Source organism: Arenibacterium halophilum (assembly GCF_005938225.1).
In the GTDB taxonomy this organism is placed as follows: domain Bacteria; phylum Pseudomonadota; class Alphaproteobacteria; order Rhodobacterales; family Rhodobacteraceae; genus Arenibacterium; species Arenibacterium halophilum.
In genome coordinates this window covers 463136-476833 of the sequence record NZ_VCPC01000002.1, presented here as the reverse complement: position 1 = coordinate 476833, position 13698 = coordinate 463136, and the positions used below count along the sequence as shown (strand labels likewise).

Annotated in this window: 15 protein-coding genes; 2 read left to right on the top strand and 13 right to left on the bottom strand. The window is 63.4% G+C overall.

Going from position 1 to position 13698, the window contains the following annotated elements; genetic code table 11:
• Positions 1-161: 161 nt before the first annotated feature.
• On the top strand, positions 162-1076 hold the full coding sequence (locus FGK64_RS09025; protein WP_210236556.1) for a DMT family transporter: 915 nt from the start codon (positions 162-164) through the stop codon (positions 1074-1076).
• Here FGK64_RS09025 and FGK64_RS09020 read toward each other — a convergent pair.
• From FGK64_RS09020 to FGK64_RS08985, 8 genes are all read right to left on the bottom strand, one after another.
• Entirely contained in the window at positions 1061-1681 is a 621-nt protein-coding gene (locus FGK64_RS09020) for a glutathione S-transferase family protein (protein WP_138863483.1), read from the bottom strand. The genes FGK64_RS09025 and FGK64_RS09020 overlap by 16 nt on opposite strands.
• A gap of 114 nt (positions 1682-1795) precedes the next feature.
• The gene (locus FGK64_RS09015; protein ID WP_138863482.1) at positions 1796-2941 is read right to left on the bottom strand and encodes an iron-containing alcohol dehydrogenase; all 1146 of its coding nucleotides are present in this window, start codon (positions 2939-2941) and stop codon (positions 1796-1798) included.
• Entirely contained in the window at positions 2938-4320 is a 1383-nt protein-coding gene (locus FGK64_RS09010; protein WP_138863481.1) for an aldehyde dehydrogenase family protein, read from the bottom strand. The genes FGK64_RS09015 and FGK64_RS09010 overlap by 4 nt, the downstream gene beginning before the upstream one ends.
• Positions 4321-4426: 106 nt before the next feature.
• Positions 4427-5791 (bottom strand): glutamine synthetase family protein, encoded by a 1365-nt coding sequence (locus FGK64_RS09005; protein WP_138863480.1) that lies wholly within the window; start codon positions 5789-5791, stop codon positions 4427-4429.
• Between the two features lie 120 nt (positions 5792-5911).
• Positions 5912-6943: a TRAP transporter substrate-binding protein gene (locus FGK64_RS09000; RefSeq protein ID WP_138863479.1), complete on the bottom strand. Its 1032-nt coding sequence runs from the start codon at positions 6941-6943 to the stop codon at positions 5912-5914.
• A gap of 53 nt (positions 6944-6996) precedes the next feature.
• Positions 6997-8319: a TRAP transporter large permease gene (locus tag FGK64_RS08995; protein WP_138863478.1), complete on the bottom strand. Its 1323-nt coding sequence runs from the start codon at positions 8317-8319 to the stop codon at positions 6997-6999.
• Positions 8319-8915, bottom strand: coding sequence for a TRAP transporter small permease subunit (locus tag FGK64_RS08990; protein WP_138863477.1), 597 nt, complete (start codon positions 8913-8915; stop codon positions 8319-8321). The genes FGK64_RS08995 and FGK64_RS08990 overlap by 1 nt, the downstream gene beginning before the upstream one ends.
• Positions 8912-9670 (bottom strand): N-formylglutamate amidohydrolase, encoded by a 759-nt coding sequence (locus FGK64_RS08985; protein ID WP_210236555.1) that lies wholly within the window; start codon positions 9668-9670, stop codon positions 8912-8914. Before FGK64_RS08985 ends, FGK64_RS08990 begins: the two co-directional genes overlap by 4 nt.
• Positions 9671-9801: 131 nt before the next feature.
• Between FGK64_RS08985 and FGK64_RS08980 the strand changes: the two genes are divergently transcribed.
• Positions 9802-10665 (top strand): MurR/RpiR family transcriptional regulator, encoded by an 864-nt coding sequence (locus FGK64_RS08980; RefSeq protein WP_246057715.1) that lies wholly within the window; start codon positions 9802-9804, stop codon positions 10663-10665.
• Here FGK64_RS08980 and FGK64_RS08975 read toward each other — a convergent pair whose 3' ends face one another.
• The 5 genes from FGK64_RS08975 to FGK64_RS08955 are packed head-to-tail and all read right to left on the bottom strand — an operon-like array spanning position 10666 to position 13697.
• Positions 10666-11043: a Na+/H+ antiporter subunit G gene (locus FGK64_RS08975; RefSeq protein WP_138863476.1), complete on the bottom strand. Its 378-nt coding sequence runs from the start codon at positions 11041-11043 to the stop codon at positions 10666-10668.
• A gap of 8 nt (positions 11044-11051) precedes the next feature.
• On the bottom strand, positions 11052-11321 hold the full coding sequence (locus FGK64_RS08970; RefSeq protein ID WP_138863475.1) for a K+/H+ antiporter subunit F: 270 nt from the start codon (positions 11319-11321) through the stop codon (positions 11052-11054).
• The gene (locus tag FGK64_RS08965) at positions 11318-11815 is read right to left on the bottom strand and encodes a Na+/H+ antiporter subunit E (RefSeq protein WP_138863474.1); all 498 of its coding nucleotides are present in this window, start codon (positions 11813-11815) and stop codon (positions 11318-11320) included. Before FGK64_RS08965 ends, FGK64_RS08970 begins: the two co-directional genes overlap by 4 nt.
• Positions 11812-13359 (bottom strand): monovalent cation/H+ antiporter subunit D, encoded by a 1548-nt coding sequence (locus tag FGK64_RS08960; protein ID WP_138863473.1) that lies wholly within the window; start codon positions 13357-13359, stop codon positions 11812-11814. Before FGK64_RS08960 ends, FGK64_RS08965 begins: the two co-directional genes overlap by 4 nt.
• The gene (locus FGK64_RS08955) at positions 13356-13697 is read right to left on the bottom strand and encodes a Na+/H+ antiporter subunit C (protein WP_138864267.1); all 342 of its coding nucleotides are present in this window, start codon (positions 13695-13697) and stop codon (positions 13356-13358) included. Before FGK64_RS08955 ends, FGK64_RS08960 begins: the two co-directional genes overlap by 4 nt.
• Position 13698: the final 1 nt, after the last annotated feature.

Below are 13698 nucleotides of genomic sequence, written 5' to 3'. Positions count from 1 at the left end.
TCCGGCCGAACCTTAGGGAAAGCCGGTGGAAAGACAAGACCGCGCCAGCCAGTTTTTCCGCAGAACGAAATTCCGTTCCGATATAAACACCTCTGGTCAAGGAATGCTTGCCACGTTAAGCAAACCGGTGACAGACGGCCCGTAAGGAGGCCGACAGACAGATGGCCTATGTGAACATGACCGCGGCCCGGGGTGCCTGGGACCAGCAGACACCGGCAATGCGCGGCGCGCTCTTGATGATCGCCTCGACGGTTGCCTTCGCCACCATGCACGCGGTGGTGCGGATGGTGTCGGCCGAGCTGCCAGCGCTGCAAATCGCCTTTCTGCGCAATGTCTTCGGTTTCTGTTTCCTTCTGCCCATGCTGGTTTCGGCGCGTTTCGCGCAGCTGCGCACCAAGCGGTTCCCCATGCATGCCCTGCGCGGCGCGATCAACGCCGTGGCGATGCTGATGTTCTTTTCTGCCATCGCCATGACACCGCTTGCCAAGGTTACCGCGCTCAGCTTTACCGCCCCGATCTTTGCCGCAGCGCTTGGCGTCGTACTTCTGGGCGAAACCTTTCGGATTCACCGGTTCGCGGCGATCTTTGCGGGGTTTGGTGGCATGCTGATCGTGCTGCGCCCCGGGTTCGCGGTGATCGAAACGGGCGCCATTCTGGCGGTGGTTTCGGCCGCCCTCTGGGCCTTGGCGATGATTGTCATCAAGCTGCTGTCACGCACGGAAAGCAGCCTGACAATCGTGGCCTGGGCCAGCATCTTCCTTGCGGTCTTTTCCGCCGGTCCGGCGATCTGGGTCTGGCAATGGCCCACTCTGCCGGCATGGGGCGGACTGGTGTTCATCGGCATCATCGGGTCCATCGCGCAGCTGGCGATCAGCCAGTCCTTCCGCGAAGCAGATGCCTCGGCCGTTTTGCCGTTCGACTTTCTGAAACTGATCTGGACGGCACTTCTGGGCGCCTGGCTGTTCGGCGAAATCCCCGACCGCTACACGCTGATCGGGGCCGGAGTGATCTTTGGCGCCAGCCTGTTCATCGCCGGGCGCGAACGCAACACCGCCCGCATTCAGGCAAAACTGTAGGCGCCACCGCGATCCAGCGCGCGCAGCCAGGCCGGGCGGGCGTGGATCATCTCGACAAATGCCGAGAGCCCAGGATAGACCTTGCCCCGCCCCTGCGCGATGGCAATCTCGGCCGGAAAGCTCATCATCACGTCCACGGCGGAAATGTCATCCAGCACGAAATGCCCCGAGGGGCGCAGCATCTGTTCCATATAGGCGAAATGGCTGCTGAGCTGCTGTTCGATGCGCGGTCCCAGGGGCGCGGCGGCTTCTCCCAGTCGGCGTGTGTATAGAGCCAGCAGGATCGGCGTCATCGCGGACCCTTCGGCAAAATGCATCAGCTCAAGGTGGGTGATCGCCTCGTCGCTGCCGACGCGGGGCAGCATGTGCCGCCCGTGCCGCGCGCAGAGGTATTCGACAATCGCGCCGCTTTCGACGATCCGGCGACCTTCATGTTCCAGCACCGGCGATTTGCCCAGCGGATGCACCGAGGCCAGCTCGGACGGCGCAAGGTTGGTGACCGCGTCGCGTTCATACCTCCGCAGGTCATAGGGCAGCTCGAGTTCTTCAAGCAGCCACAGGATGCGCTGCGAGCGCGAATTGTTCAGGTGGTGAACGGTGAACATCGGTATCCTTTCCAATCCATCCCCGGCGACTGTGCCAGAGGCGGGACAGGAAAGGCAACGGTGCCGTGGGATACCGGGCCGCGGCGCGATGCCCGGCCCGGTATCATCGTTACGTCACAGCGCGGCGCGGAACAGGGCCAGCGTGTTTTCGCGCGTCATTTCAACCGGGTTGCCGCCGGTACTGGGGTCTTGCAGCGCCATCTCGGTCAACTCTTCCAGCCGGTCATCGCCCACGCCAAGCGCGCGCAGCCCTTCGGGAATGTTCAGCCGCGCGCACAGGTTCGCCACATGGTCGCAGAACCCGGCATAGCCGCCCGGGATCCCCAGGTAGGCCGCCGCCGCATCCAGACGGTCCTCGATCTCGGGGCGGTTGAAGGCCAGAACCGCGCCCATCACCACCGCGTTCGTGGTGCCGTGGTGGGTGTTGTAGACCGCTCCGATCGGGTGACTCAGGGCATGGATCGCGCCCAGCCCCTTCTGGAACGCCACCGCGCCCATGGCTGCCGCGCTCATCATGTGGGCGCGCGCCTCGAGGTCGGTACCATCGTCATAGGCACGCGGCAGGTATTCGTTCACCAGCCGCATCCCTTCCAGCGCGATGCCCTGGCTCATCGGGTGATAATGCGGCGAGCAATAGGCCTCGAGACAATGGGCAAAGGCATCCATGCCGGTGCCCGCGGTGATTGCCTTGGGCATGCCCACGGTCAGCTCCGGGTCGGAAATCACCACCGAGGGCAGCACCTTGGGGTGGAAGATGATCTTCTTCACATGGGTTTCGGAATTGGTGATGACGCTGGCGCGCCCCACTTCGCTGCCCGTGCCGGCAGTGGTGGGCACCGCGATGATCGGCGCGATGCCATCGGGGTCGGCCCGCGTCCACCAATCGCCCACATCTTCGAAGTCCCACACCGGGCGCGACTGGCCCGACATGAAGGCAACCATCTTGCCCAGGTCCAGACCCGAGCCACCGCCAAAGGCGATCACCCCGTCGTGCCCGCCTTCGCGGTACACCTTCAGCCCGGCGGCCAGGTTCAGCTCGTTCGGGTTCGGGTCAACGTCCGAAAACATCGCGCGGCCCAGGCCGGCGGCGTCAAGGATATCAAGCGCCTGCGCCGTGATCGGCAGGCCCGCCAGCCCCTTGTCGGTGACAAGCAGCGGATTGGTGATGCCGCAGGCGGTGCAGGCCTCGGCCAGTTCGGCGATGCGCCCGGCGCCGAATTTGATCGCCGTGGGATAGGACCAGTTGCCGGTCAGTTTCATTGTGTCACCTTTTTCAGATGGTAGGATTTGGGGCGGGTCAGGTTGTGATAGCCGATTTCCGACAGCGATCCGCCCTTGCCGGTGGATTTGCAGCCGGTCCAGCACAGCGCCGGGTCAAGGTAATCGGCGCGGTTCAGGAACACGGTGCCGGTGTCGATGGCGCCGCCCAGACGTTCGGCGCGCTCCACGTCCTGTGTCCAGAGCGAGGCGGTCAGCCCGAAATCGCTGTCGTTCATCAAGGCCAGCGCCTCTTCGTCGGATTTGACCGGCATGATGCCGACCACAGGGCCGAAACTTTCCTCGCGCATCACGCGCATGGTGTGATCGACGTTGGTGAGGATCTGCGGGCCCAGATAGGCGCCGCCGTCGTCGCCCGCAAAGGGCGCGACATGGGCCTTGGCGCCTGCGGCGACGGCCTCGGCGGTCTGCGACCGCACCAGTTCGGCAAAGCGCACATGCGCCATCGGGCCCATGGTCGTGGTTTGGTCCAGCGGGTTGCCAAGGGTATAGCCGTTCACGATCTCCAGCGCGCGGCCAAGGAAATCGTCGAACAGGCTTTCATGCACATAGATCCGTTCGATCCCACAGCAGCACTGGCCCGAGTTGAACATCGCCCCGTCGATCAGCGTGTCGGCGGCCGCCTGCACGTCCGCGTCTTCCATCACATAGCCCGGGTCCTTGCCGCCCAACTCCAGCCCGACGCCGGTAAAGGTGCCCGCAGCGGCGCGTTCAATCGCCTGCCCCGCCCCGACCGAGCCGGTGAAGTTCACGAAGCCAAAGGATTTTTCGGCGATCAACCCAGAGGTGGTGTCGTGATCCAGGAACACGTTCTGGAAAACGTCCTCGGGCACACCGGCCTCGTGGAAGGCGCGCGCCATGCGTTCGCCCACCAGCAGGGTCTGGGTGGCGTGTTTCAGCAGCACGGTATTGCCCGCGATCAGCGCGGGCGCGACGCCGTTGATCGCCGTCATGTAGGGGTAGTTCCACGGCGCGATGATCAGCACGAGGCCATGGGGTTCGCGCTTGATCAGGCGGCGGAACTTGGCGCTGTCTTCGATGTTGATCGGCGCCAGTGCGCGCTCGGCAATCTCGGCCATATAGCTTGCGCGCTCGTTGAAGCCGCCGAATTCGCCGCCATAGCGCACGGGCCGCCCCATCATGTGGGCCAGTTCGGGAACGATCTCGTCGTTCATCTCTCCAATGCGGGCAACGCCCTTCATCACCAGATCAACGCGCTCCTGCAAGGGCCGCGCCGCCCAGGCCTTTTGCGCCTTGCTGGCGCGGGCAACTGCGGCGCGCGCGGCTTCGCCGCTCAGCGCGGGGCGTTCGGCGAACACCGATCCGTCGATCGGCGAGATACATTTCAGAACCTGTGTCATTTCCATCTCCATCCTCGGACCACGAGGATCAACATTTCAGTGCAAGCGTCTGGACTCCGGCGCTTTGCCGGGTTGTCCACACGATTATCCACAGGGGTCGGGCGCGTCAGGCGCGCTCGAACCCCCGCTTGATTTCCCAGTCGGTGACGGCGGCGTTGAACGCCTCCTGCTCCCACTCGGCGGCGCGGGTATAGTGGCGCACGACAGCCTCGCCAAAGGCCGCTTTCAGCATCTCCGACTGTGCCATCGCCAGCGTGGCCGACATCAGCGTGGTCGGGATTTCCTTCTTCGTGCCCTCATAGGCGTCGCCGTCCGACGGCTTGCCCGGATCAAGTTTTTCCTCGATCCCCTTGATCCCCGCGGCAAAAAGCGCGGCCATGGCCAGGTAGGGGTTCATGTCGGCGCCGGGCACGCGGCACTCAACCCGCACGGCGGGCGAACTGTCGCCGCACAGACGGAAGGCGGCGGTGCGGTTGTCGACCGACCAGACCTTGCGCGTGGGGGCAAAGCTGCCTTTCTGGAACCGCTTGTAGCTGTTCACGTAGGGCGCGAAGAAATACGTGATATCATCGGCATAGGTCAGCAGACCGCCCAGAAAATGGCGCGCCAGCTCGGACATACCCAGCTCGGCCTTTGGGTCGTGAAACACCGGATCGCCATCCTTGTTGCGCAGCGACACATGGATATGCGCCGCCGAGCCAACCCGGTCAGGGGCCCATTTCGGCAGGAAGCTGACGGCGTGACCTTGCTGCCAGCCGACCTCTTTCGCGGCGTGTTTGGAAATCGTGTGGTGGTCTGCCGTGTCCATCGCCTCGGCATAGCGAATGTTGAATTCTTCCTGGCCAGCCTCGGCCTCACCCTTGGAACTTTCCACAGGAATGCCGGATTTGTACAAGCCGTTGCGCAGGGTGCGCATGATCTTTTCTTCCTTGGTGGTCTGGAAGATCGCGTAATCCTCGTTGTAGCCGGAAATCGGCTCGAGCGTGCGATAGCCATCCTTGCGCAGCGCGTCAAAGCTCTGCTCGAACAGAAAGAATTCAAGCTCGGTCGCCGTGGTCGCGGTATAGCCCATTTCGGCCAGGCGGGCGATCTGCGCCTTCAGCAGCGCACGCGGCGAATGTTCAACCGGCGCGTGCCCGTGGTGGTCAAGGATGTCCGACAGCACCAGCGCGGTGCCTTCCAGCCATGCGGCGCGGCGCAGCGTGTCCAGGTCGGGGCGCAGCGTGTAATCGCCGTAGCCGCGTTCCCAGCTGGTCGATTCATAGCCGTCCACTGTCCACATCTCCAGGTCGGTCGCCAGCAGATAATTGCAGCAATGGGTTTCCTTCCACGCGCTTTCGCAGAAATGCGCGGCGTGAAAGCGTTTGCCCATCAACCGGCCCTGCATGTCGATGGCGCAGACAAGAACGGTGTCGATCTCGCCCGTTTCGGTCAGGGTGCGCAGCGCGTCAAGTGTAAGGTTTCCGGGCATAAATCTCTCCGAGCCGGGGGGTGGCCCCGGGCCGCGTGTGGCCCGGGTGGGGCCGCCCCTGCCCCGGCAGGAAGCGGCGGTATGGTGCATCGGGCCCGGGGTCTGCCCGGCCTGCAGGGCTTAGCCGTAGCGGTAGGGGCGCCCGGCCTTGGCCATATCCGAGTTGTATTTGCGGAAGATTTCCACGACCCGGGCCTTGGTTTCGCTTTCGGCGGCGATTTCATCCCAGAACTTCACCGCCGCATCTTCGACCGTCTGCCATTCGGCATCGGGGATCGTGGTCAGCTCCATCTTGGTGCCATCGACCCGCAGCGAGGCCTCGCCGCCCCAGTACCACCACTGGCGATAGTAATGAGACTGGTCACAGCAGACCCGGAACAGGGTTTGCAGGTCTTCCGGCAACTCGTTCCAACGGTCCATGTTGGCAAAGAAGCTGCCGGCCCAGGCGCCCGAAATGTTGTTGGTCAGGAAGTAGTTCGTCACATCCGCCCAGCCGACGGTGTAATCCTCGGTGATGCCCGACCACGCGATGCCGTCCAACTCGCCGGTCTGCACCGCGACTTCGATGTCTTCCCACGGCAGTGTCACCGGCACCACGCCGAACTGCGCCAGGAAGCGGCCCGCCGTCGGGAAGGTGAAAACGCGCTTGCCTTCAAGGTCCTTCAGGCTGCGGATCGGGTCCTTGGTGGCGAAATGGCACGGGTCCCAGCTGCCTGCGCTGATGTGCTTCACGCCAACCTTGGAATATTCCTCGTCCCAGATTTCGTTCAACCCGTACTGGTTGAACAGCACCGGCACATCCAGCGAATAGCGCGAGGCGAATGGGAAGTAGCCGCCGAACACCGTCACTTCGGTCGGCGAGGCCATCGAATCGTCGTCTGACTGCACCGCGTCGATGGTGCCGCGCTGCATGGCGCGGAACAGCTCTCCGGTCGGGACCAGCTGATCGGCATAGAACAGTTCGATCTGCATCCGGTCGCCGGCGATGGTGTTGAACATCTTGATGGCCGGGTCGATCACGTGCTCGGCCAGCGCCGGGCCCGCATAGGTCTGCATCCGCCATTTGATGGTGGATTGGGCCAGCGCAGGCGTCGCCAGCGCGGCGGGGGCAGCGGCGGCCGCCCCGGTCAGAAACTTGCGTCGTGTCGTCATCTCGTCTCTCCTTGTTGTGTCGGTCTTGCTCTGCGGGTCAGAGTTCTTGCGGGTTATTTGCCGTAAACATATTCAGGCAGCCAAAGCGCGATCTGCGGAAACGCCATCACGATCGTCAGCGCCACGATCATCACCATGACAAAGGGAACGATCGAGCGATAGATGTCGCGCAGCCCGATTTCCGCCGGGGCCATGGCGCGCATCAGGAACAGGTTATAGCCGAAGGGCGGGGTCATATAGGCGATCTGGGTGGTGATCGTATACAGCACCCCGTACCAGATCAGGTCGAACCCCAGCGCATCGACCAGCGGCACGTACAGCGGCGCGACGATCACCAGCATGGCGGTATCGTCCAGGAAGGTGCCCATCACGATGAAGGACAACTGCATCAGGATCAGGATCATCCAGGGGCTCAGGCCCAGCTGATCGGTGAAGAGGCTTTCAATCGCGCGCACGGCGCCAAGCCCGTCGAACACCGCGCCAAAGCCCAACGCGGCCAGGATGATCCACATGAACATGCAGGAAATACCCAGCGTGTTGCGGACCGAGTTTTCGAACACCTCGCGCGTCATCCGCCCTTTCAGCACGGCCGCCAGGAAGGCCGCCAGAGCGCCCACGGCCGAGCTTTCGACAAGCGAGGTCCAGCCGTTGATGAAGGGCACCATCATCACCGCAAAGATCACCAGCGGCAGAACACCCGCGCGCAACAGGCGCAGCTTTTCGGCGCGGGGGATGTCGCGATCCTCGGGCGGCAGCACAGGGCCAAGTTCGGGCTGGATACGGCAGCGGATCACGACGTAGGCGATGAACATCGCGGCCATCATCAGGCCCGGGAATACCCCGGCCAGCCACAGCTGCCCGACCGGCTGACGCGCGATCATCGCGTACAGCACCAGCACGACCGAGGGCGGCACAAGGATGCCAAGGCTCGACCCGGCCTGAATCACGCCGGTGACCATCTGCTTGTCATAGCCGCGTTTCAGCAGCTCGGGCAGCGCGATGGTGGCGCCAATCGCCATGCCCGCGACCGACAGCCCGTTCATCGCGGAAATCAGCACCATCAGAAGGATCGTGCCAATCGCCAGCCCGCCGCGCACCGGCCCCATCCAGACGTGGAACATCTTGTAAAGGTCATCGGCGATCTTGGATTCCGACAGCACATAGCCCATGAAAATGAACATCGGCAGCGTCAGCAGCGGATACCATTTCATCAGCTTCATCGCGGCGGAAAACCCGATATCGGACCCTCCCGGCCCCCACAGCAGCACGGCCGAGATCACCCCGACGAATCCGATCGCCCCGAACACGCGCTGGCCGGTGAACAGCATCAGCATCATGGTCGAGAACATGAGGATGGCGATCATCTCATACGACATCAGAGCGTGACCCCGCGCAAGGTTGCGATGTCTTTCAGCAGCTCGGAAATCGCCTGCAACAGCATCAGGAAGAAGCCGAAGATCATGATGATCTTGATCGGCCAGAGGTAGGGGCGCCATGCGGTCGGGCTGCGCTCCATATGGCCCAGCACCTCGCCTGCCGCGTCGGGGCCGCCGGTGACAAAGGCCCAGATCAGCCCGCCGAAATAGCCATAGGGCGCATCGCCGAAATAGCCCAGCCCATAGGCGGTCGAAACGATGGCTCCGTGAAACAGGATGACAAGGTAGAACAGCAGGAAGAACACGGTGAAGGCATCGACCCAGGCCTTTTTCTCGACCGACCAATCGCCATAGAACAGGTCCATCCGCACGTTGGCGCCCAGCTGGATCGAATAGGGCCCGCCCAGAATGTAATAGGCCACCATGGCGAATTGCGCCATTTCCAGCGTCCACATCGAGGGGTTGAAGAAGGTCTTGGAAATCGACGACCACAGCAGGATCGCCATCATGACGAAGATGCCATACATCACGAAGCGCCCGATGCGGCGGTTGAAGCCGTCGACGCCGCGGACGTAGGCTCCCATCAGCGCGGTCATTGCGCCGCCCCCTGCCCAGCCTGTGCCAACGCCGCCTTCAGCGCCGGGGCCAGCAGCGCGCCAATCCGCGCCACGCTTGCGTCATCGGCGATCAGATCGTTGCGCACCTCGAGCATCACGTTCAGGCGGTTGTCGGGGAGCGCGTGGCGCTTCAGCGTATGGGTCACGCCGTGTTCCGGGCCGTAGGGCTGATTGCGGTCGACCTGCGGCGGGGTGCCCGGCAGCGCCGCCAGCAGCGCATCGGCCAGCCGCGTGTCGGCGTCGTGCAGCACGCCGATTTCCACCGCGCGCGGGGCGCCAAAGTAGATGGGCGTAAAGCTGTGGATCGTGACGATGGCGGCGGGGTTGACCTGCGCAATGGCGCTTTCAACGACGGCGCTGAACGGGTGATAGATCGCGTCGGCGCGGTCCTTGCGCGCGGCGGCGTCCAGCCCAGTGTTGCCGGGAATATCAAAGACTTCGCTTTTGGCGGGCGTGGCGTCGGGCGCCTCGGGCGGGCGGTTGCAATCATACAGCAGCCGCGAGACGTTGCCCGCCACCAGCGGCGCGCCAAGCGCGTCGCCCAGGTAGCGCGTCAGCGCCAGCGCGCCCGGATCCCAGGCGACATGGCTACGGCGCACGTCCTCGGCCAGCCCAAGATCCCCGAATTCCGGCGGAAACGCGCAAGAGGCATGTTCGCAGATCAGCAGCAGCGGCCCCTTGGTCATCGGGCCTTCGCTGATCGCGGCGCGTGTGCTTGTCAGGCGTAGTGTCATGCGTCCCCCAGTCGCGGTCAGGTTTCTTGATCGGGGGGCGGACTGTCAACCGGAATTCTGAAAGTTTTTCTTCTTTTCGGGACGGCCTGAAACTATGCTTACAATACCGGCAGCATCGGAGGCAGCGCCACGTGAGCGACACCGCACAGCAACGGGTGAGACAGATCAGCGACAGCCTGACCCGGGCCGAACGCCAATTGGCCGATGTGATCCTTGAAAACTATCCGATGTCGGGGCTTGGGTCGATCACGCGGCTGGCGGAAAAGGCCGGAGTCTCTACCCCCACGGTGGCGCGGATGGTGCAAAAGCTGGGGTTTTCCGGCTTTGCCGAGTTCCAGGCCGCCCTGCGCGACGAGCTTGAGGCGCAGGTGTCGAACCCCATCGCGAAACGCGACCGCTGGTCGCAATCGGCGCCGCAGGAACATCTGCTGAATCGATTCACCGACGCGGTGATGAGCAATATCCGCCAGACGCTGGCCCATGTGGACCCGGATGAATTCGACGCGGTGTCGCGCCTGCTGGCCGATGAAAACCGCGCGCTGTTCATTGCCGGTGGGCGCATCACCCACGCCTTGTCGGAATATCTGCACCTGCACATGCAGGTGGTGCGCAAGGGCGTGCATCACATCCGGTCAACCTCGAACGCCTGGCCGCATGCGCTGCTGGACCTGGAGCCAGATGACGTGGTGCTGATCTACGACATCCGTCGCTATGAGAATTCGACGCTGAAGCTGGCCGAGATCGCAGCCGAGCGTGGCGCGGTGACGGTGCTGGTGACCGATCAGTGGCAATCGCCCATCGCGCGTCATGCGCGGTATACCTTCGAGGCCCGAATCGAGGTGCCGAGTGCCTGGGACAGCACCGTATCGATGATGCTGCTGACTGAAACGCTGATTGCCGCCGTGCAGGACCTGCGGTGGGAGGCGACGCGCGACCGAATGGACCAGCTGGAAGCGATCTTCGATTCCACCCGGATTTTCCGCAAGTTCGTGTGATCAGTCGGTCTTGACCGGCTCTTCCTCGCTGTCGCTGAGCACGGCCCAGCTGGCATCGCCGCCGGTCGGGGGCAGCTCGTAATCGTCGCCGTGGCGGTGGATATGCGCCTTGGCGATGAACAGCGCGGTGATTGGCGCGGTCAGGAACAGGAACAGCGTGATCAGCAGTTCGTGCACCGAGACATAGCCCTCGGCCCCGAAGGAATGCAGCAGGGATGCGATCAGCACGCCCCCCACGCCCAGCGTGGTTGCCTTGGTCGGCGCGTGCAGGCGCGACATGGGATCGCCCAGTTTCAGCAGGCCGAAGGACCCCACGAAGCCGAAGAAGCCACCGATGACCAGGAAAATGGCCGCGAGGATATCGAAAATCTGTTCCATCCCCACCCCTATTCGATGATGTTGCCGCGCAGCATGAAGCGCGCGAAGGCCACGGTCGAGACAAAGCCAAGCATGGCGATGATCATGGTCGCTTCAAAGAACACCTCGGTGCCCTGAAAGATGCCCATCAGCACAAGGATCGCGATGGAATTCACCACCATCGTATCCAGCGCCAGAACCCGATCGCCCACGCCATGGGCGGTCACGATCTTCCACAGGTTCATCAGCAGGGCCGACCCGAAGCAGGCGAAAGCGAAATAAAGCGCATAGTCGATCATTCGAAAATCTCCACCAGGCGGCGTTCGTAACGGTTGATGATTTCGTCGCGCACCGCGTCCGGGTCGGGGGCATGAAGGCAATGCACCAGCAGGTAGTGCCCCTTGTCCGAAATATCGCAGGACACGGTGCCGGGCGTCAGCGTGATCGTTGCCGCCAGCGTGGTGATCGCCTCGGGGGTGCGCAACTCCAGCGGGATGGAAATCCACGCCTGCCGCAGCTGATCGCGGCGCTTGAACAGGATCAGCCACGCCACGGTGATATTGGCGACGATGATATCATAAAGAACGACGGCGACATATTCGGCAATCTTGCCGGGGTGGCGCATCCGGCTCATGTTCGGCCAATACGGCCGGATCACGAAGGGGATCAGCAGCCCAAGGAAGAACCCGAAGATCACCGAGTTCCAAGAGAAGCGGTTGACCAGCATCAGCCAGACCAGTGTCAGCAGCACGGTCAGCAGCGGATGCGGAAAGATGCGGCGAAACAGGGTCATTCAGGGCTCCTGTTCAGGACGGCGTCGATATAATCGGACGGCGTGTACAACTGGCCCGACACGGCCTCGGCATAGGTCATCACAGGCCCGGCAAAGACGGTCAGCGCCACGAGTATACCGGCCAGCGCAAAGACCGGCACCATCGGCAGGCGCGCGGGCGACGGCGTGTCGGCCTCGGGCGGTTCGTCCGGCGTGCCCTCGGGCGAGGGCAGATCTTTGGTGCCCGTATCGTGGGCCTTCCAGAACACAAGGCTGCCGGCGCGGGCCAGCCCGATGATCGCGACAAGCGAGGTGATCAGGATCACCGCCCAGATCGCCACCGCATGGTCGGCGCCCCGGCTGGCGTTCAGCACCAGCAGCTTGCCGATAAAGCCCGACAGCGGCGGCATCCCCGCCATGGCGATGGCGGCGATGAAGAACAGAATCGAGATTACGCCGCCATGAGTCATCGGGGGGCGGGCCGAAATCGTGTCGCCGCGCCGTTCGATGATCAGATCGGCCACAAGGAACATCATCGCGGCGGCAAAGGTCGAATGGATCATGTAGTAGATCGCCGCCGCCGTCGCCTCGCCCGTGAACAGCGAAATCGCGATCAACAGTGTGCCGGTCGATCCGATGGTGGCAAAGGCCACCATGCGCCCGATATAGGCCGAGCCGAGGATACCGACCATGCCGACCACCACGGTCAGCAGCGCGGCAATGACCAGCCATTCGCCGATCAGCCCCTGTGTCAGCTCCAGATCGGGCCCGAACACCAGCGTGTAAACCCGCAGGATCGAATAGGCGCCGACCTTGGTCATGATCGCGAACAACGCCGCCACCGGGGCGGGTGCATTGGCATAGGAGGCAGGCAGCCAGAAATGCAACGGCAGCACCGCCGCCTTGACACAGAACACCAGCAGCAGAAGCACCGCGCCAACCCGCAGCAGCGCGGTCTGGTCGGCGGGCATCTCGGCCGCCTTCACTGCCAGGTCGGCCATGTTCAGTGTACCGGTGGTGGCATAGATCGTGCCCAGCGCGAACAGGAACAGGGTCGAGCCGACAAGGTTGTAGACCACGTATTGCGTGCCCGCGCGCAGGCGCCGCCCACCGCCGCCGTGAATCATCAGCCCGTAAGAGGCGATCAGCAAAACTTCGAAGAACACGAAGAGGTTGAAGGCGTCGCCTGTCAGGAAAGCGCCCAGCACGCCCATCAGCTGAAACTGGAACAGCGCATGGAAATGGCGGCCGCGATTGTCCCAGCCCGACCAGATCGCGTACATCAGCACCATCAACGCCAGCACCGCCGTCATGGCGATCATCAGCCCCGAGAGCCGGTCCAGCACCAGCACGATGCCAAAGGGCGCGGGCCAGTCGCCCAGTTCGTAAACAGTGATTTCACCGGTCGCGGCATGGGCCATCAGCCCGCCGGTGATCGCCACCAGCAGCACGGTGCCCGCGACGGAAAAGATGCGTTGCAGATCCAGGTGGTGCCGGATCACCATCAGGATGAAGGGCGCCAGCAGCGCCGGCAGCACGATGGGCAGGATGATCCAGTGGCTCATGCGTCGTCTTCCACGCGGTCGGTCATGTCGATACGGTCGTCATTTTCGCTGAGGTAGGCGCTGAGGGCGATCATTACGATCACCGCCGTCATGCCAAAGGAAATCACGATGGCGGTCAGCACCAGCGCCTGTGGCAGCGGGTCGGTATAGATGGTGACCCCGTCCCGCAGCACCGGCGGCGCGCCCACGGTCAGGCGCCCGGTGGCGAACAGAAAGATGTTCACCGCGTAGGACAGCAGCGACAGCCCCACGATCACCGGGAAAGTGCGCTGGCGCAGCAGCAGGTAGATGCCTCCGGCGGTCAGGACCCCGATGGCCGAGGCGACAAGCAGTTCCATA